Genomic DNA, 17,506 nt, shown 5'->3' with positions numbered 1-17,506 from the left:
GGGGGGCCCTTGTCCCCTCCCCCCCACCCCCTAACCAACCTGTTTTTTGGTGGTGGGGGGGTGTCGTCCCGCGGGGGGGGCGTCCCCCCCCACGCCACGTCCGTCAGGCACTCCAGCCGATCGGCTTCCGCTCGACACCATCGAAGGACCCGCATGGTGTCCCAGGTCCGACGAACACCGCGAGGGTCCGACGAACGCCGCGGGAAGTGCACCCAACCCGCCCTGCCCCAAGACCGGAACCGGCCCGGGACGGGGCGCCGCCGGCCGGCGCCTCGGAGGACAACTCGGGGCTTGACGAGAACGCCGTGCCGGTCGGGGCCGGGTCAGCCGGATCGGGTGATCGCCATCGGGTTCGACGCCGGACGTACGGGGCCTGGCAGGTTCTTCATCTCCGAGTCGAGCACCAGGCCGTGCTCGGCCATCTTTCGGTTGATCGCGTCGAACGTCTCGGTGTTCACCACGACAGCCTGCAGGGTTCGGGTGGAGCCCATGTCCGCATCGGAGAGCTGGAACTCCAGGGGATTGATCATGAGGATGTCTCCCTTGAAGTAGTAGTTGGAGTGCGGGGCCGTGCCAGCCGTGTGCACCCCGTCGAGTCGCGACTCCCACAGCAGGTGGTCGCCCTCCCTCAGAACGCACCTGACCTCCGCCTTGATCACGGCGGACCACAGCTCCGTCACCGCGCTCTGCGGCAGCCGGACCCCCTGTTCGCTGTCCCCGCAGTGCGTCGGCCCCGTCGTGCTCGCGATCGGGACAGGCGGAGCCGCCGTCGGGGGGCCGCTCGGGGTCGGTGCTGCTGTCGATCCCGAGCCGCGATCCGACCCATCGTGGAGGCTGTACCTCTGGTAGGCCCCGAATCCTGCGGCAGCGATCACCACCAGTCCGACGCCGGCCTGCACCCACGTCTTCCTGAGCTGCGGTGCGATGGAACGGCGCCAGAAGTCGTCGGCGGAGTCGGAGCCGGAGTCGGTGGCGTCGGAGTCGGAGCCGGAGTCGGTGGCGTCGGAGTCGGAGCCGGAGTCGGAGCCGTTGTTGCGGTTCTGCTCGGCCTCACGGTTCTTGTCGTCGCTCTGCTCGGGCATGGCAGCAGTCCCCTTCCGCTCCGGCGATCTCCGCGAGATTCGCGAGGTGCCCAGTCTGCGGGCGGCGCAGGATCGACAAAAGCAGCAACATCACCAGAAGGTGAATGTGACTCAAATCGATCCAAAATGTCCCTGCCAACTCAACCAGCATGAAATCAGGCCGAGTTGACGATCCACAGACATGGAAGGGATCGCCCTCCGAGCCCAGGCCGTACCGCTGCGCAGGGGGCTTGCAGGAGCGCAGCAGCGAAGAGATCGGGGCTCCTCTCGCGCCCTGCTCTCATCCGATCCACGCGTCTAGCGTTGGGCATCCAAGCTTCCGGCCGTCCGGTAGTCCGGAAGTCCGGAAGTCCGAAGCATGTCCGATCCACATCAGGGGGGACGATGATCAGGCGTGGAGCGAAGACGACGAGGCGACCGGGCTTCCGAGGCCGCCGGCTCCTGGGGCTGGCTGCCGCCGTCTGCACCGCGCTGGCACTGAACACCGTGCCGGCGCAGGCCGCTCAGCACCAGAACGCCAACGAGTACGCGTTCTGGAACTTCAACGGTGCACGGGGATTCTGGAACATCGACCAGCAGGTTCAGATCACGCAGAAGGCCAACCACTCCTACTGGGCCCTGCTCTGGGACTTCACGGCCACGCCCGGCCACGGCGGCTACACGGGCCTGCAGACGGACGGGCAGCGTTTCGACCACACGACCGGCGAGATGGCGATCTTCTCGCTGTGGAACGCCAACGGCCAGAGCGGGAACTGCGGTTCGTTCGCCGGCGAGGGATCCGGGCTCAGCTGCCGCATCGCCTACCCGATCGACCCGCAGGCCGCCTACCGGTACCGGGTGTGGCGACTGAACGCGGACGCGGGTGGCCAGTGGTGGGGGGCGTGGATCGAGAACCTGAAGACCGGGGTCGACACGCCCATCGGCAGCTTGCGGGTCCCGATCGCTCAGAACCAGCTCGGTGTCCCCTCCAACTTCAGCGAGTACTTCGGCACCGCCGTCCCCTGCAACAGCGTGCCCCAGTCGGTCGCCTACTTCACCCAGCCTGCCGCGAACTCACAAGGAGGAGGCAGCTACCAGTACGGATCGACGTTCGCCTCCTCGACCCGGGCCGGCTGCACCGGTGGCAACGTGGCCGTGGTCGACCTGGGCTGGACGAAGGCCGCCAAGGTGACTCTCGGAGGACCGTGACGGCAGGGCCCGGGGGCGGACTGCCCGCCCCCGGGAGCACTGGACCCGGTCACCCGCCCCCGGCAAGCCGGCCGACCACCATGCCCTGCACAGGTACGCGCGCACGGACGTCGAGTCGACCGAGACGTCCCAGTCGATCTCGCCGACCGCACCCGCCCTGCCCCGAACCTCCCCGCCGCTCCCGGGTCTCCGGCGCTGCCTCCCCCAGCAGCCGTCCCGCGCCCGCCGACCGGGACCTGGGCTTCCTGGTTCTCGGCTCCCCGCTGGTGTGCAGGGGCGATGCGGCCCCGGATGCGCCTGGCGGCAGCTGCCGAAGGACTTCCCGCCCTGGCCGACTGCGTACTGGATTTCACCTGATGGCCCGACGACGGCACCGTCGAGCGCATCCACGATGCCCTGCGCGGCAAGGTCCGGACGGCCGACGGCAGGAATGCCGAACCGACCGCAGGGCTGATCGACTCCCAGTCCGTCCGCACCGCCGACACCGTCCTGGCCGCAACCAGGGGCTTCGACGCGGGCAAAAGGTCAAGGGCCGCAAGCGGTTCATCGTCACCGACACCCTCGGCCTGCTCCTGGCCGTGCATGTCGTCGCGGCCAACGTCCAGGACCGGGACGGTGCCCGCCGCCCGCTGCTGCGGACCCGGCTCGACCACCCGAGTGTTCAGAGGATCCGGGCGGACCAGGGCTTCGCCGGCCGCTTGGTCGACCGGACCGCCCAGATCCCCGGAGAGACGATGGTCCGCTGGGCGATGATCGGCGTAATGGCGCGCCGGCTGGCCCGGGGCCGAGCAGCCGCCCGGAGCGGCCCGCGGCTCCTCGCCGGCTCGGCTCAGGTGTCGTAGCAACCGTTCCAGGGCGCGTTGAAGCCCAGGCCGTCGGGATAGAACTCGGCCCACACACCGTCGTCCTCCTCCTCATCCTCCTCGTCCACGTCTTCCTCCACGACCAGACCGAACAGGGCTCCCCCGAACCGGACCTCGAAGGGCGCGATCGTGATGTCCTGGTACTGCCGCTCCGGAAGAGCGTCCAGCCACTCGGCGAGCAGCAGCCGGGCCGCGTCGATCGCCTTCTTCTCGCCGTCCGCCGTGGTGCCGGTGAACTGGATGCGCGAGTCCAGGTGTTGGCCGGCCGCGTCGAACCGATGGAGCACTGCGCACCAACGCTTCCGGGACTGCCAGTCGTCGCCGCTCCAGCCCTCGGGGAAGGCCGCAGTGACCGAGGCGAAGAACTGGCCGCCCTGCCACCGCCCGATCGTGCTCGTGCGGTAATCAGGCTCGTGCCTGATGGGGATGACCTCGGGAACGCTCATGGGCGGAACCATGGGCGCTACCTGGGACAACAGGAGGCAACGATTGCCATCGTCCGTCCGCCCTGAATGGGATCTCAACCGCGGTCTCACTGGGTGTTCCACCCATGAAGGCGCGAGTTGATCCTGATTTCTGGACCTCTTGGCCGGCACTTCCGTCGGCACTCCAGGGGCTGATGCGTCGGAAGTGCTGCCTGTATACGAGTGCTGATGATCACCGGCACGACAGTGTGATGCGGAACGCGGGCAAGCGGCGAACGAAGCTTGCCCTCCGTGATCTTCCGGAGAAGCATCCGCTGATCCGGCGTGAAGAGACTGAGGTCACTCCCGCGCTGGGTGGTCTTACAAAAGCTGGGTGGGCAAGCAGACCGTTCTCGACCAGTCCTTGACCATGCGGGTGCTCGCCCGCTCCGGCCCGAGGACGAGAGCGTCAGCGACAAGGTCTTCCGCGGTGCCGGCGACCACGTCGTCGTCAGGTGCCGTCACGCCCTGGAACGTACACCGAGATCGGCTCACCTGGGCGCGGCACAGGGCAAGCCGGATCGAGATGGTGAAGAGGTGCCAACGGCTATTCCGCCCGCCGACCTGATCCTGGCGCGATCTCGGCGTGGGGATGGCCAACCCCACTCTCAGAAGGGCCGACATGTCCAACCGCAAACGTCAGAGCGCCGCCCGACGAGTGCGCCCGCATGACCGTCAGGCCGGGCGCCACAACGAACTACTCCGCGCCGCCTCTGTGGCCTTCTCCGCCACCGCGCCCGCGGCACTGGTGGCCCCAACCGTACGGATTCTCCAACTTCGCTGCCCCGAGCCAAGTAGTCGCCAAGGGGCTGCATCTCCTGTGCCCGTCCGCACGCGGCACCTCGGTGAAGCAGGCGAACCGAACTGGAACAGATAAGTCCATTTTCTGATTGGCCCCTCTGTCTGGTCGAGCGAGGGGGCGTGGATGACCGATCTGGAGGTGGGCCTGGCTCTGTACGGCGGATCACGTGACGCGTCACGTTGAGCCGTTGTTCGGGTCGTGGGCGGGGCGAGCTGACCGGGATCAGGTGGATAAAAGCGGTGGTCGTCCGCCCGGCCTCCCTGCCACGATCTGGGTGTGACCACGTTGTTCCTGATGGTCGGCCTGCCGGGGGCCGGAAAGACCACGAGGGCTCGGCAGCTCGCCGAGGAGCACGGCGCGCTGCGCCTGACGCCCGACGACTGGATGATTCCCCTGTTCGGTGAGGCGGAGGCGGACGGGAAGCGCGACGTGTTGGAGGGGCGAATGCTCTGGCTCGCCTTGGAGGCGGTCAGGCTGGGCACCAACGTTGTGGTGGACTACGGCTGTTGGTCCCGTGACGAACGGTCCGCGATCCGGTGGCTGGCGGAGGCCGAGGGCGCGTCCTTTCGCATGCTCTACCTGCCGGTGGACGACGCGACCCAGCGCGCCCGGATCGCCCATCGCTGGGCGACCACCCCCGAGGAGACGTTCCCGATGACCGAGGCCGACATCCTGGATGGGCGGGCGCACTTCAAGGAGCCCGACGCGGCGGAGTTGGGAGGCGGCGAGGTCGCCGGCCCGCCCCCCGGCTGGGCGGACTGGCGGGAGTGGGCCGCCTACCGGTGGCCGTCGTTCGCGTGACTGCTTTGACCCGACATGGTGCGGCAAGAGCCCTTCGTGCGTGTCCCGTGACGCTCCGAACCCAATGTGCCTCAGGGGATGACGCGACCGATGTCGTTGTCTCGCTGATGGATCTCCTCAAGCTCACCCCAGGGTGGCGGACCACCCAAACGCCAGGGGACTTGCTTCGTGTCTGACGCGTGGATCGATCGCCTGGCGGCGTTGACGAACTCCCGTTGTGCGACGTCGAGTTTCGTATGAATTTGACGAAGCATCGCCATGTCCTTCGGCTCCCCGAACGGGAAGGTGCTGAACTCTCCGATGACTGAGCCGAGTTGCTCCGCAGCCACCCCCACATCGGTATCGGCTACCAGGCTGACCGACACCAGGGCGGCGTTCCACTCCTCCCAGTCGATCCCCTCCGGTTCGCGCTGCTCCCAGTACGCGTGGCGCATGCCGATCTCGACCGCGCCGAAGCTCTGGAGAAGACGCTCGTACGCCGCGATCTTCCGATCGCGTATCCACTGCCTGGATTCATTGCGGCGCCCTGCCAGGGTGCCCACGAGGATGCCCAGGATGGTCGCGGCCACTCCGCTGGCGGTGGATATGAGGGTCCCCCAGGGGAGATTCATGATATTCCTGCCTTTCAGTTGGACGTCCGGCCAAGGCTCAGTCGAGGCTTCTGTCAGGTCGGGTGTAGAAGGATCCGACGCCCCGCCAGGGCGAGGGGCCGCCCAGTGATCGGTCCAGGCGCCGCTGGGACGGGGCGAGGGAGTACCGGGCCGCATGGACGAAGCTCAGGTGAGCCTCGCCCAGCGCGATATGAATCGGCCGCAGTTCCTCAAGGTCGGTCGGCTGCCGACCGTGGAACAGGATGGTGAAGTCCTCCAGGATCTCGCAGACCCGCTCGGCCGCTGCGCTGGTCGCCGCCGCTTGGCGAAGGCGAGCTGCTTCTACAGGCAGCTGCTCACCTTGCGTGGCTCAAACAGAGGCGCCCCCGGAAGAGTTGGCCCGGGGACGCCGCCGATCTCGCCTGCCCAACGCGTGAAGACCGACGCCCTACGCCTCATCACCCCGGTCGACATCGTCCAACGTCTCGCCAAACCGCTCCAGCGCCTCCTCCGGCCCGCAGCCGAAGGCGCGACCGACGTACTCCCACGTCATCATGCTGCTGCGGGCCTTGCGGCCGGCCAGCAGTGCGGTCGAACCGGCGGCACGCTCGAACCGGGCGGCCGCACGGGCGGCGGCGTACGGCCGACTCTCCGTCAGGTCGCAGATCCGGTCCACCAGCGCCGCGACCAGCTCCTCGACCTCGCGCGGCACCACACCCTCGGCCAGGTCGACGTGCCACTCCCAGTCCGCGAACGGCCCGGTGGCCTCACCCACCGCCTCGGTCGCCTCGTCGTCTCCGAAGTCCAACAGGTGCACCCGCTCACCCCGCCAGCCGCAGCTGCAACCGCCGCGCACCGCAGTGGCCCGAGGACCATCCGCACCGTTGTAGAGCCACCAGGTGGTGCGCCCGTCCGGCAACGGCGCCGGCTCGCTGCCGTCCGCCGACACCGCTGCCGGGAAACCCTGGTGGCTCCCGCTCTCGTCAACCCATGGCATTCCGTGTCCCTCACGTCCCTGGAGTACAGCACCAGGGTTCTCGGCTCGTGACGCAGTGTCAAGACTTGGCGACAATCGGTGCGACCCGTATCTCAAGCGGGCGCACCAGCTGTCGCACGCCGGGTCAGGCTGGCCGGGCGAAGACCGGTGGTGGACCCGGCTCACCACCACGATCAACCGCTACAGCCCGGACCGGTGCCCCTACGCGGCAGCTCCCGACGAGCCCATGGACGCCGGCGCCACCCTGACGATGTCCCTGCCTTGGCTGCCCCGGATCAGGAGCCTGGGCGTGCCGGCAGCTTTCGTGACCCAGGACGGTTCCGAGGGCCGTCGGCCTCATCCCCTGGGACCGAACCGACGTGCTTTTCATCGGCGGCAGTACTGAATGGAAGCTCCTCCCGAGTGCCCGGAGCGCCGCCCGACAGGCAGTCGACCGGGGCATCCCGGTGCACATGGGCCGGGTCAACAGTCGAGCCGCCTGCAACTGGCCAAGGATATGAACTGCTCCTCGGCGGACAGCACCTACCTGACCTCCGGACCGCGAACAAATCTGCCCCGCTTGATCGGATGACTGAACACGGTGAACGGCACGTCCATCCAGCCGCCGTGTCAGGACACGAGACGGTGGACGCTGCCGGTGCGGGCGAGGTGGACGCCGAGTCGGTGGCGCGTGTTTCGGGAACCGCCGGCCGAGACGGCAACGGATGTGATGTCCGGGCGGCTGGACACGGCGGTGGCGGCCTGCACCGACTTCGAGCACAGCCCGTTCACTCCCGACGGCCCTGCGCGGTGTCGTTCCTGCTGCGCTTCGCCTGCCCCAACGCGGTGGCCACCGCCCGGCACCTGCCGCGGATCATCTACCTCCACCAGGCCCTGACCGCGCTCGCGTCCACCATCTCCCCGGCCGCCTGGGCCATCGACTGGGCCGGGCACCTGGCCCGAGTCACGGACCTGCTGCACGCCCGTACCACCGAGGCGGCCCGGCCGGCACTGCTGGCCGAACTCACCGAGCACGAGAAGGACCTGATCGGCCGAATGCTGGAGCGGAGGCTGGACGCGTGACGACGCCCTCACACGACACCGACGCCGCCGAGATCCAGGCGATCACCGAGGCCATGGTCCGCCTCCTGGTCGGTGTCCCGCTACGGTCCGACGGCCAGCTGACAGTGAAGTTCCTCGCCGACGAGGGCGGACTGCGGCGCAACAAGCTCGCGCACAAACACACCGGTCTCAAGGACCTGTTCTACGCGCTGGTCAAAGCCCAGGACTCCCGGCCCGAGATCGCGGATGACCTGCACCGGGAGAACAACGAGCTGGAGGAGAAACTCAAACAGGCCCGGACCGAGCAGAACCGGCTGAAAGAGACCGTCACCCAGTACGCCCGGGTCATCCATGTCCTGGAGGTGGAGAACCATCGACTCCATGAGCAGTCCCATCCTGAGGGTGTCCGTGCTGCCGTTCCACAACAGGGAGTGAGCCGAGGCCAGTTACCACCTCGCCCTACAGGGTTGCGGAAGGCAAGCGGATACCGTCAGAAGAGGAGTTGCGGAGACTGAAGCCCCGGCAGGAGAACAGCGGCCTCCTGTCGGATCTCCTCGAGGGGCATCGTTGACGTCGTATCAGCGTGAGGGCCCAGCCGGAGGGCAATACATCACCCTCCGCATCCGGGCTGCCACTGGACAAAGGGGGCTACCTGATCCTCCGTCAACATTACCTGCCCATCGGAGTGTCGAAAGCTTTCGGCCAACCGGAGAAAGGGAGGCGGACGTGGCCATTGACGGCAGACCCGGCCACCCGGATCCTCTCCCCTACGGCCCGGCCACCGGCCCCGGCCGCACCGACGATCCGGGGGTGGTCACCGATGACGAACCAGTTGGCGGACGAGCGGATTCCGACATCACTCAAGTGGGTGGTAGCGGGGGTCTGGCTGCACGCCGTCCTCAACGGCGCCGCTGGGATCTTCCTACTCGCACTGATTCACGGCCAGCACGGTGAGGGTGTCGCCCAGGTGACGTTCATCGCCTTCCTCTCGATCCTGATCGGCGTCCTGCTCGGCACCTGCGCGGCCCTGGCGCCGAGTGGGGCCCGGTGGACCCGGAGGACCGTGCTGGTGATCGAGTGGCTCATGATCGTCGCCGGCGTGATCCAGCTCCTCTTCTCCGGCTCGATCATCTCGCTGGCCGGCATCGCGATCGCGGGCGTCATCGTCCTGGCGTACAGCTCCGCCGAGGGCAAGGAGTGGTTCACGGTCTGAAGGGCCGATCGTCATCACCGGTTGCTGAGCGCGATCTTGCCGATCACGTGCAACAGCCGGTCGAGGGCGTCCCTGGAGTTGGGCTCGGTCAGGTTGACCATCAACCGGAACGCCAGCTTCAGCAGAGCCGGGTGGCCGAGGCCGGCCGCCCCTGCGGCGCCGATCAGTCCGGGGCGGGCCGAGTACGTCGGCGGCGAGCCGGCCGAGCACAAAGTAGCCGTCGTAGGCCGAGCGGAGCGCCTGCGGGTAGGCGCGCAGGGCGAGTCCGCGGCCGCGATCGGCGCGCCGGGCCAGTGCCAGGACGATCGTCTCGGCGGCGTACCGGCCGAACTCCATCGCGTAGGCGATGCCCTCGCCGTTGGCCGGGCTGACCGGGCCGCCCGAGTCGCCGACCAGCAACAGGCCGTCGGCGTGGTGTGGTTGGCGGTTGAGGCCCATTGAGGGCGGAGCCCAGACGGGTTCGGTGACGCCCTCTGCGGTGTAGCCGTACTCGGGCGGCAGGCCGGCACACGAGCGGCGGAGCAGGTCCCGCCAGTCCGTCCGCGGACGACGGCGACGGTGTCGAGCACGCCGAGGCCGACGTTGGCGGTGCCGTCGCCCATCCCGAACACCCAGGCGTAGCCGGGCAGGAGGCGGCGGGCCAGTCGGTCGGGTCGCGCAGGTCTAGCCAGGCCTCCAGGTATGAGTCGAGCAACTGCGCTGACCGGCACGGCAGTCAGGCACCATGCCCAGTCAGTCCGTGTCCTCTCCGGATAGCAGCCCAGGATGACGAGGAGCCGCCGGGGCCAGAGCATCCCGCAGAGCTCGGACCGTGCCGAACGGCATGTGATGGCTGCTCGCCAGGCAGGAGATGACGTCGTAGTGCCCCTTCGGCAACTCGACCTGGCCGATGTCCGCATGGCGGAACTGGGACTGTTGCTCATTGCGGCAGTCGCGGACGACGCCCGGGCTGCCACGACCGCTTCCTCGGACCGGTCAACCGCATCGACCTCGAATCCCAGGCCTGCGAGCCGCCGAGCGAACCGGCCAGTCCCGCAGCCGACGTCCGACACGGTGTGGTAGCCGGACGGGACCTGGCGCAGAAGGAGTCGATGGTAGTGGTCGTTGTGATCGGAGGGCATGGCCAGACCATGCCGCACCCCGACTCCTCGCCAACAGCGCAGTCCGCCTCAATCCAGTAGCACCACGGCACAGGAGGCGGTTCCCATCTGCTGGTCCCAGCCCTTGCGAAGCTACCAGCACAACACGCTCGGACTTGACACGGAAGCGGGCTTCCCGTGTCAAAGACGTCTCGGTCGCCGGCCGCCGTGCCGGGCTCAACCCCGAGACCCGATCCGGTCTCTGGCTGCACGTGGCCCGCGCGGTCGAGGCCCTGCGCCCGCACCTCCTGGTGGTCGAGAATGTACGAGGACTGCTCACCTCCCCCGCCGTCACCTCCCCCGCCGTCGCCGCCTCCGCCGTCGCCGCCTCCGCCGGCGACGTGGAACGCTGCCCGTGGTGTCTGGGAGACGACCCAACTCAGCCTGACCTGAGGGCACTTGGCGCCGTACTCAGCACCCTGACCCAGCTCCGGTACGACGCGAAGTGGATCGTGCTTCGCGCAGCCGACGTCGGCGCACCCCACCACCGGGCCAGGGTCTTCCTCGCTTATCTGGACAGAGTCGAGTTGTGCGGCGGTGGGTTCCTTCGTTCAGGTGTCACCCTTCCGAGGACGGCCTCATCGGTGCTTTGCCGTGCAGTGCTCGGTGCTCTCATCAGCGAAGACGCAGAACTGGCTGATGCTCTCCCGGTAGCTGTTCGGCGCGCGGTGGTGCTCCTTGCGAGGCGGTCCGTCAATCCACCGGTGCCAGAGGCCGTCTGGGGCCAGGAACCGGTCTGCTCGATTGGCACCGAGCTTGGAGTCGAGGTGCAGGAGTGCGCCGATGGCGGCTGTCTGGTCGTAGTAGAGGTCGGGGCGTCGCAGGTAGCGATCGAGGTAGGCAGCCAACAGGTCTGCGTCGGCAGAGGTGCCGAAGGTGGCGAGGGCGACGGAGTAGGCCGATCCTGCGAAGCAGACCTCGCTGGCAAGCAGCAGTTCGCCGAGGCGTTCGCGGAACTCGGTTCTGCGGGCGACGGCGATGAGCCAGGCTGCGGTCTTGCGCTCGCGCCACCCGCCCTCAAGCAGGATGGTCAGCTCACGTGGGGTGATGTCGGCGGCAGCCTCGCCGAGCGCCCGTGCGAACTTGGTGCGTTCAGGCCAGGTCATGCGACCGAGGCTGCCGCCGAGTTTGAGGTAGCGCCGGTCGGGCGTGACGTAGCGGTGGACAAGAGCTTGCAGCTCGGGGTCCTCGTAGACGTAGCGCATGGCCGTATCCTGCCCTGCGTAAAGCTCCCTGACCAGTGCGTTTCTCGGCTGCACCGTTCACTCGGCGGGCTCGTCGTGCGGTTCGCCGAGGTCGTCGAGGAGGCTGGTGATGCGGTCGGCGATGCGCTGGTGGGCGCTCGATCTCCCGCTCCCAGCCGCGGTCCCTTGCGTCGGTGATCAGTTGCCGCTCGGTGCAGAGCCGTTCACGCAGGCGTGGCGCGTACTGGGGTGTAGTGACGAACTTCGCGCAGCTGAGATAGAGGTCGCACTCGCAGGGGCCCTCCTGGGGCAGGCGAAGGCAACGGCCGAGTTCGAGTTCGGTCTTGTAGAAGTTGGTCTTGAGCCAGTCCAGCGCGTCCTGGTCGAGCTGTCCGGAGCGCAGGGTATCGGCGAGCAGGCCGGCGATAGCCGCGCCGGGCGTCAGAACGGCTTGGTAGTCGGCCAGGACCGTGGGGTCGGAGATGTGGGTGTAGGTCATCGACATACCTGGGCTCTTGTGGCCGAGGACCTTCATGATGGTCTGCACGCGGGCGCCTCTCTCCGCGAGTTGGGTGCCCAGGGTGTGCCGGAAGCGATGGGGGTGGATCGCGGGCTTGCCGACGCTGTTCAGGATGCCGAGCGCCTGGCAGATCTCGCGCAGTGGTTGGCGAACAGGTAGTCGGGACCCGCCAGACCGCCGTTACGCAAGAACAGGTAGCGCACGGGGCGTCCGAGGTCCCCGACCCCGGTCCACCGTCACATGCGACGCATCGAGCTGGAGCACCTGCCCGCCGGCGCCACCGCGACCCCCGTCGCCCCAAGTCCCCTGGAGGTCGCACGCGTACAGGCGGCCACCGCCCGCTCCACCGCCGTGACCCGCGCCCCCGCCGCCGCGCTCGCCTACACCACCGCGACCCGGCCGCCGGCGCCCCCGCGGGTCGCCTCCGCCGCCCCCGCCCGCTGACGCCCCCGAATCCCTTGGAGGACGCCGTGTCCGACCTCACCGCCGTCGACCACGCGGACGCGATGATCGAGGAAGCCTGGGGACGGCCGATCGCCGAACTGGAGAAGGCCGCACCCCGTCTCCGTCGAGGACCCGATGCTACGCTCGGCCATGCACCACCGGTCCCACCTCGTCGTCGTCTCCAACTCCATTGCCGTGCACCAGGAGTGACTGCACGCCCTCACCCGGCCCGGCCACGTCCCCGCCTTCTACGACCTCGACCGGATCACCGCCTCGGCGAGCGCCCTGCGCACCGCCCACGCGGAGAGCAACAGCGCAGCCCTCCAGATGATCCACCACGTCGTCGACGCCCGCGAACTCACGCTCAAGGCCGAGGGCGGCCCCGACGCCTCGCGCGTACGGGCCGCCACGAGCCGTACCTCGCAGGCGTACCGCCCGCTCGGGTTGCCCGCTGGCCGGCCCGCCCCACCGGGCCCGGCTGCGGCGGCACAGCGCGTGGCGAACCGGCCCTAGCCGGAGGTCAGTTCGCCTCCGGGCCGTGGTGGGCGCCAGGGTCGGTGGCGCCGACCACGCGCGCCAGCTCCTCCACGGTCAGCTCCACCCGCTGCCCGTCCGCCAGCCGCGCCTCGACCGCCTTGTCCTGCTCCCGCTCGGTCCGGCTCGCGGCGCGCACGGCCCACTGGCCTTCGGCGATCACCGTGACGTCGCCCATCGTCCACGCCCGGCCCGCGTTGCGGATCTTGCGCTCCAGCGCCGCCATGTCCCGGCCTCTGCTTGCCGCCATCGCCTTCGTCCCCCTCCGGTCCCGTGCGGCCCGACGCCGCAACCTCGGTACAGCACCCCGGGGCCGCGATCCATTCCCTCCCAGTTCGCCCATGATGTGACTTCAACGGATGGTTTGCGAGTCCATCGTCGGCGACCAGGGGTGTCGACTTGTCGTCTGCGAGCCTTTCCGAGCGTCAACTTGCGAGGCGCGTCCGGCGATGATGACCGTCGGTGACGAAGGGTGACGTCGGCCCGGCGCGGTTCCGGCCTTTCGACCGGCCCGTTTCCCCGGAGCCGCTTCCCGAACCCACACGAGCACGAGCACCTACCATCCCAGCCATGCCGTCCCCCTGACCGGCAGCGTCAAGATGGTAGGTCCTCGGTGCCACGAGCGACCGGTTCTACTCGGTCCGCAGCGCGGTGGCGGTCCGGGAGCGCGCCGCCCAGCCGGCCGGCAGCAGTGCCCCGAGCAGGGCGATCGCGATCCCGCCGGCCAGCAGCGGGAGCAGTAGCCCGGCGGTGTAGACGTGGGTCACGCTCGGCGGCAGGTTCCTGCCGATCGCGCTCCCCATCTGACTGAGCGTCACCTTCTCCACCGCCATCCCGATCGGGACCCCGATCAGCCCGGCGACCAGGCCGGTGAGGCTCACCGAGGTCAGCACCATCGCTATGGTCTGCTTGGGTGTCATCCCGAGGGCCTTGAAGATCCCCAGGTCGTGGATCCGTTCCCGGGTGTCCTGCACCACGGTGTTCAACACGCCGAGCGCGGCGACCGCGATCATCATCAGGGTGAGGGTGGCCACCAGGGCGCTCATGATGAGCACCGTCTCGTTGTCGTACGTGATGTTCGGGGTGGCTTCGGCGTGCAGCGGGGTCAGCGCGGGGGCGGCCGAGGCGGACCAGTCCGGGCCGCTGACGTTGTCGGCCAGCTTGACGTTGAACCGGGTGATGTACGGCGTCAGGCCGGCGGCGGTGAACGTGGCCGAATCGGTCATCACGACCCCGTTGCTGCTGGCATCGAAGTCGATGCCGACGATCCGCAGCGGCAGTCGCTTGTCGTCCTGCGTCACGGTGACGGTGTCGCCGACGTGCATCCCGGCCGCCGAGGCCAGGGAATCGTTGATCACGGCTTCGCCGGGGTTCTGGTACCAGCGGCCGTTGAGCAGCCCCAGGTTGGTCCAGGACAGGTCGCCGGTGGTGGTGTCCACCACCGTATAGTCCCCCGTCGGCGCGCCGATCACGGTCGCGCCGCTGTTGCCCCAGCCGAACGCGGCCTTCGTGCCCGGGATCGAGGCGAGCGCGGCGGCCACCCCGGTGGAGTCCAAGTGGGGGCTGGCAGGGCCGCCGGGGGAGTGGAAACCGTCGGGCGTACCGGCGGGCACCACGAGCATCGACGCGGCGTTGAAGCCGGTGGTGTCCGTGTCCGTGTACTTGGTGAACGCGGTCTCCAGCCCCATCGCGAAGGTAACGCTCACCACGCCGAACAGCACCGCGGCGCCGACCAGCGCAGCCCGGGCCGGTTTGGCGAACGGTTGGGCCAGTCCCAACGACATCGGCCGGGGCAGCGGCAGCCGGCTCGCCAGGCGCTGCGCGCCTTGGCCACGCTTGGCCTTCGGGGCGCGACCGACGACCAGGGTCTGCACCGCCGGCATTCGGCCGGCCCGAAGTGCCGGGATGAGCGCGGTGACACCCACGATGACCAAGGTGCCGATCGGCACGACGAGGCTGACCCACACAGGCAGGCCGGCGTCGGCGGCACCGAGATCCTTGCTGGCTTCGCCCAGGACCGGCACGGCCAGCAGGTTGCCGACCAGCGTGCCGCCCACCACGCCGATCGTCGCCGGGATCAGGGCTTGTGCGGCGTAGGCGCGGGCCACCTGCCAGGGGGTGAAGCCGAGCGACTTCAGGATCCCGATGCGCCGGATTCCCGAGACCACCGCGCCGCTGACCACGATCGCGATGATCAGCACCGACAGGAACAGGCCGAGGATGCCGAAGACGACCAGGAACGGCACGAAGGACTTTGCGCTGCCGACGGCCTGCTTCTCCACGGCCAGGTAGGACTGTCCGCTCTCGACCGATCCGGCCGGCGCGGCGGCGGTGATCGCCTGCTTGTCCGTGGCGAGGTCGGCTTCGGTCCCGGATTTGGCGAACCGGTAGAGCATCTGCTGGTCGGTCTTGGCGCCGGCGGCGGTCAGCCGCGCGAAGCCGTCGGCGGTGAGGAAGCCGGTCGCGGTGTTGGTCAGCGAGTTCACCTGGCCGACGACCTTGAACGAGGGCTTGCCCGGCAGCGAGTCGAACACCACGGAACCGCCTGCGCAGTGATGATCCCATGAGAACAGGACGATCTCGTTCGCGCTGGTCGGCCACCTGCCCTGGGCCAGGGCCAGCTGGTCCAGACCGGACCTGCCGGCCAGGTCGGGTCGGGTGACGGCGATGACCGGCTCGTTGGCGCGACCGGCGAGCGGCATGCCCGGGGCGATGTTCCAGGTGCAGTCCGTGCCGAAGGTCGTGTTCAGGACGGCGGTGACCGGGTACGGCCCGGACGCCTCGGTGACGCCGGCGGCGTGCGCGGTGGCGGCGGCCTGCGCGGCAGTGGCCTTCGAGCCGTCGAACTGGACCGACAGGTGCGCGCCGTTCCGGGCCTTGAAGGCGTGCTCGAACGGAGCTTGCACGGCGGCCAGCAGACCGAGCGAGAGCACCGAGGAGGTGACGGCCGCGAACGTCGTCAGGGCCATGACGAAGGACTGCACACGACGTCGTCCGACGCCGGAGCGCACGACCTTGCCCAGGGCGCTCATCGGCTCGCCGCCGGCAGCAGAGGGGCCACGGCCCGGAAGGAGACCTCGTACAGGCGCTGGGACGGCAGCGCTGGGAGCCGCGTCATCGGACCGTTCCCGCCGAGCTGTTGGAGGTGGCGCCGCTGACCGTGTTGACCACGTCTCGCGCCACGGCGCCGTCCACCAGCTCGATCGTGCGGCTCGCGGTGTTCGCGGCCAGCTGCACGTCGTGGGTGACCAGCAGGATGGTCTGGCCCTCGCTGTTCAGGTCCAGCAGCAGCTCGCGCACGTCCTCGGCCGAGTGCGAGTCCAGAGCGCCGGTCGGCTCATCGGCCAGCAGCAGCGCCGGCTTGTTCATCAGGGCCCTGGCCACCGCCACCCGCTGCCGTTCCCCGCCGGACAGCCGCTGCGGATAGGCCTTGACATGCCGGTCGATGCCCAGCGAGTCGAGCAACTCGACGGCCCGCCGCTTCGCTTCGCCCTTGCCCATCCCGGCCAGCTGCGCCGGAACCGTGACGTTGTCCAACACGGTCAGGTCGTCCAGCAGGTTGAAGAACTGGAAGATCATGCCGATGGAAGCCCGGCGGTACTTCGCCGAACCGGCCTCGCCGAGCTGGTCGACCCGGGTGCCGTCGACGGTCACGGTGCCACTGGACGGCTTGTCCAGACCCGCGATCAGGTTCAGCAGCGTCGACTTGCCACTGCCGGAATGGCCGAGGACCGCCACGCACTCACCAGCCGCCACGGACAGAGTGACGCCGGCCAGTGCGGGCGGGCCGTCATCGTATTTCTTTGTCGCGTCTTGGAGATCGATCATCGGCTCATTCGTCATGGCCATGAACCTAGGAACGGACCGTGATCCATCGCGTCGGCCGGCGGATGTCACCTCTCCCCCAGGCCATCGGCCCGGCGGCGTACCCCGCGTACACCCCCGGGACGACGCGCGGAGCCGACGCCGATCCATACGATCTCCCTATGGAAGAGCTGCTCCAGCGTTTCTCGACATCGCAACCCGTGACCTGGCTGACGACACGGGCCGTGGTGCTGGCCGCCGCTGGCTCCTACGCGCTGATGCTCTTCTGGACGATGCCGTTCGGTCAGGTCCGGTACTACAAGGGCCCGTTGCGGTTCCCCGACGTCGGGCCCGACCAGATGATCGGTCTCTGTTTCGTGCTCGCCCTTCCGATCCTGCTGGTGCGTCGGCTGCCCGCGGCGGTCTTCGCGGCGGTCCTGGTCGAAGAAGCAGCCCTCGGCGACCTCATTGGCGTGCGGCCCTGGATCGTGCTCCTCCTGCTCCCGGTCCTGGCCGGGCACCTCGCCGCCCGGCGGCCGGTGGCTGCCGCCGTCGGCTCCGTCGCGGCCGTCGCGACCGGGTTCGCCGAGCGCACCCTCGTCCCCCACGGGGAATCCGTCGGCGACGCGGCCCGGGGCGCCGGGCAGTTCGCGTTCGTGTTCGCGGTCGCATGGGTCTTCGGCGTGGTGTACCGCAAACGCCGTGAATACCTCGAAGCCCTGCACGAGCAGACCGAGGCCCGCGCCGTCATGGCCGAGCGGCTGCGGATCGCCCGCGAGCTGCACGACAGCGTCGCGCACAGCATCGGGATCATCACGGTGCTGTCGGGAGCGGCGGCGC

Annotated in this window: 18 protein-coding genes and 2 pseudogenes; 9 read left to right on the top strand and 11 right to left on the bottom strand. The window is 69.1% G+C overall.

The window, feature by feature from the left end:
- Positions 1-323: 323 nt before the first annotated feature.
- Entirely contained in the window at positions 324-1,082 is a 759-nt protein-coding gene (locus ACFV04_RS39205; RefSeq protein WP_380535796.1) for a hypothetical protein, read from the bottom strand.
- 384 nt (positions 1,083-1,466) lie between these two features.
- Between ACFV04_RS39205 and ACFV04_RS39200 the strand changes: the two genes are divergently transcribed.
- On the top strand, positions 1,467-2,270 hold the full coding sequence (locus tag ACFV04_RS39200) for a DUF3472 domain-containing protein (RefSeq protein ID WP_380535794.1): 804 nt from the start codon (positions 1,467-1,469) through the stop codon (positions 2,268-2,270).
- Between the two features lie 80 nt (positions 2,271-2,350).
- Positions 2,351-3,112, top strand: coding sequence for a transposase (locus ACFV04_RS39195; RefSeq protein ID WP_380535792.1), 762 nt, complete (start codon positions 2,351-2,353; stop codon positions 3,110-3,112).
- On the opposite strand, the gene ACFV04_RS39190 is transcribed toward ACFV04_RS39195, so the two are convergent.
- A complete protein-coding gene (locus tag ACFV04_RS39190) occupies positions 3,100-3,579 on the bottom strand; it encodes a hypothetical protein (RefSeq protein WP_380535790.1) in 480 nt (159 codons plus the stop codon). The genes ACFV04_RS39195 and ACFV04_RS39190 overlap by 13 nt on opposite strands.
- 1,096 nt (positions 3,580-4,675) lie before the next feature.
- Here ACFV04_RS39190 and ACFV04_RS39185 point away from each other — a divergent pair.
- A complete protein-coding gene (locus ACFV04_RS39185; protein WP_380339711.1) occupies positions 4,676-5,200 on the top strand; it encodes an AAA family ATPase in 525 nt (174 codons plus the stop codon).
- A gap of 71 nt (positions 5,201-5,271) precedes the next feature.
- Here ACFV04_RS39185 and ACFV04_RS39180 read toward each other — a convergent pair whose 3' ends face one another.
- Together ACFV04_RS39180 and ACFV04_RS39175 are read right to left on the bottom strand one after the other, a co-directional pair.
- Complete coding sequence (locus ACFV04_RS39180) at positions 5,272-5,769, bottom strand: hypothetical protein (protein ID WP_380535788.1); 498 nt, start codon at positions 5,767-5,769, stop codon at positions 5,272-5,274.
- Positions 5,770-6,238: 469 nt separating this feature from the next.
- Positions 6,239-6,787: a hypothetical protein gene (locus ACFV04_RS39175; protein ID WP_380535786.1), complete on the bottom strand. Its 549-nt coding sequence runs from the start codon at positions 6,785-6,787 to the stop codon at positions 6,239-6,241.
- Positions 6,788-7,576: 789 nt separating this feature from the next.
- Between ACFV04_RS39175 and ACFV04_RS39170 the strand changes: the two genes are divergently transcribed.
- The 3 genes from ACFV04_RS39170 (at position 7,577) to ACFV04_RS39160 (ending at position 9,041) form a co-directional block, all read left to right on the top strand.
- Entirely contained in the window at positions 7,577-7,849 is a 273-nt protein-coding gene (locus tag ACFV04_RS39170) for a hypothetical protein (RefSeq protein ID WP_380535784.1), read from the top strand.
- On the top strand, positions 7,846-8,343 hold the full coding sequence (locus ACFV04_RS39165) for a hypothetical protein (RefSeq protein ID WP_380535782.1): 498 nt from the start codon (positions 7,846-7,848) through the stop codon (positions 8,341-8,343). The genes ACFV04_RS39170 and ACFV04_RS39165 overlap by 4 nt, the downstream gene beginning before the upstream one ends.
- Before the next feature lie 305 nt (positions 8,344-8,648).
- Entirely contained in the window at positions 8,649-9,041 is a 393-nt protein-coding gene (locus tag ACFV04_RS39160; protein ID WP_380339694.1) for a hypothetical protein, read from the top strand.
- Positions 9,042-9,055: 14 nt separating this feature from the next.
- On the opposite strand, the gene ACFV04_RS39155 is transcribed toward ACFV04_RS39160, so the two are convergent.
- Entirely contained in the window at positions 9,056-9,253 is a 198-nt protein-coding gene (locus tag ACFV04_RS39155) for a hypothetical protein (RefSeq protein WP_380535800.1), read from the bottom strand.
- A 729-nt stretch (positions 9,254-9,982) separates the two neighbouring features.
- Positions 9,983-10,162: pseudogene (locus ACFV04_RS39150) on the bottom strand (class I SAM-dependent methyltransferase); the annotation flags it as partial.
- A gap of 134 nt (positions 10,163-10,296) precedes the next feature.
- On the opposite strand from ACFV04_RS39150, the pseudogene ACFV04_RS39145 reads away from it, so the two are divergent.
- A pseudogene (locus tag ACFV04_RS39145) lies at positions 10,297-10,404 on the top strand (hypothetical protein); the annotation flags it as partial.
- A gap of 354 nt (positions 10,405-10,758) precedes the next feature.
- Here the strand turns inward: ACFV04_RS39145 and ACFV04_RS39140 are convergent.
- Together ACFV04_RS39140 and ACFV04_RS39135 are read right to left on the bottom strand one after the other, a co-directional pair.
- Positions 10,759-11,385 (bottom strand): DUF6000 family protein, encoded by a 627-nt coding sequence (locus tag ACFV04_RS39140; protein ID WP_380535780.1) that lies wholly within the window; start codon positions 11,383-11,385, stop codon positions 10,759-10,761.
- Entirely contained in the window at positions 11,273-11,971 is a 699-nt protein-coding gene (locus ACFV04_RS39135) for a tyrosine-type recombinase/integrase (protein ID WP_380535798.1), read from the bottom strand. The genes ACFV04_RS39140 and ACFV04_RS39135 overlap by 113 nt, the downstream gene beginning before the upstream one ends.
- A gap of 153 nt (positions 11,972-12,124) precedes the next feature.
- Here ACFV04_RS39135 and ACFV04_RS39130 point away from each other — a divergent pair, with 153 nt between their 5' ends.
- A complete protein-coding gene (locus ACFV04_RS39130) occupies positions 12,125-12,328 on the top strand; it encodes a hypothetical protein (RefSeq protein ID WP_380535778.1) in 204 nt (67 codons plus the stop codon).
- 520 nt (positions 12,329-12,848) lie between these two features.
- On the opposite strand, the gene ACFV04_RS39125 is transcribed toward ACFV04_RS39130, so the two are convergent.
- The 3 genes from ACFV04_RS39125 to ACFV04_RS39115 all read right to left on the bottom strand — a co-directional run bounded on the left by ACFV04_RS39125 (position 12,849) and on the right by ACFV04_RS39115 (position 16,705).
- Positions 12,849-13,112, bottom strand: a complete 264-nt coding sequence (locus tag ACFV04_RS39125; protein ID WP_380535776.1) for a hypothetical protein — start codon at positions 13,110-13,112, stop codon at positions 12,849-12,851.
- A 382-nt stretch (positions 13,113-13,494) separates the two neighbouring features.
- Positions 13,495-15,894 (bottom strand): ABC transporter permease, encoded by a 2,400-nt coding sequence (locus ACFV04_RS39120; protein ID WP_380535774.1) that lies wholly within the window; start codon positions 15,892-15,894, stop codon positions 13,495-13,497.
- Positions 15,895-15,976: 82 nt separating this feature from the next.
- Positions 15,977-16,705 (bottom strand): ABC transporter ATP-binding protein, encoded by a 729-nt coding sequence (locus ACFV04_RS39115; RefSeq protein WP_380535772.1) that lies wholly within the window; start codon positions 16,703-16,705, stop codon positions 15,977-15,979.
- Positions 16,706-16,848: 143 nt separating this feature from the next.
- On the opposite strand from ACFV04_RS39115, the gene ACFV04_RS39110 reads away from it, so the two are divergent.
- The coding region (locus ACFV04_RS39110) for a histidine kinase (protein ID WP_380535770.1) at positions 16,849-17,506 on the top strand (658 nt) is incomplete at its 3' end.

The sequence above is a fragment of the Kitasatospora sp. NPDC059599 genome, assembly GCF_042735125.1.
Taxonomy (GTDB): Bacteria; Actinomycetota; Actinomycetes; order Streptomycetales; family Streptomycetaceae; genus Kitasatospora.
The sequence above is the reverse complement of the archived record's forward strand: the minus strand, read 5'-3'. Positions and strand labels throughout refer to the sequence as shown.

What these genes read in the sequence shown, in the direction of transcription:
- ACFV04_RS39195 (WP_380535792.1), top strand. Translation starts at nt 2,351, where the DNA reads ATGCCCTGCACAGGTACGCGCGCACGGACGTCGAGTCGACCGAGACGT.
- ACFV04_RS39205 (WP_380535796.1), bottom strand. Translation starts at nt 1,082, where the DNA reads ATGCCCGAGCAGAGCGACGACAAGAACCGTGAGGCCGAGCAGAACCGC.
- ACFV04_RS39160 (WP_380339694.1), top strand. Translation starts at nt 8,649, where the DNA reads ATGACGAACCAGTTGGCGGACGAGCGGATTCCGACATCACTCAAGTGG.
- ACFV04_RS39190 (WP_380535790.1), bottom strand. Translation starts at nt 3,579, where the DNA reads ATGAGCGTTCCCGAGGTCATCCCCATCAGGCACGAGCCTGATTACCGC.
- ACFV04_RS39175 (WP_380535786.1), bottom strand. Translation starts at nt 6,787, where the DNA reads ATGCCATGGGTTGACGAGAGCGGGAGCCACCAGGGTTTCCCGGCAGCG.
- ACFV04_RS39200 (WP_380535794.1), top strand. Translation starts at nt 1,467, where the DNA reads ATGATCAGGCGTGGAGCGAAGACGACGAGGCGACCGGGCTTCCGAGGC.
- ACFV04_RS39140 (WP_380535780.1), bottom strand. Translation starts at nt 11,385, where the DNA reads ATGCGCTACGTCTACGAGGACCCCGAGCTGCAAGCTCTTGTCCACCGC.
- ACFV04_RS39120 (WP_380535774.1), bottom strand. Translation starts at nt 15,894, where the DNA reads ATGAGCGCCCTGGGCAAGGTCGTGCGCTCCGGCGTCGGACGACGTCGT.
- ACFV04_RS39125 (WP_380535776.1), bottom strand. Translation starts at nt 13,112, where the DNA reads ATGGCGGCAAGCAGAGGCCGGGACATGGCGGCGCTGGAGCGCAAGATC.
- ACFV04_RS39130 (WP_380535778.1), top strand. Translation starts at nt 12,125, where the DNA reads ATGCGACGCATCGAGCTGGAGCACCTGCCCGCCGGCGCCACCGCGACC.
- ACFV04_RS39115 (WP_380535772.1), bottom strand. Translation starts at nt 16,705, where the DNA reads ATGACGAATGAGCCGATGATCGATCTCCAAGACGCGACAAAGAAATAC.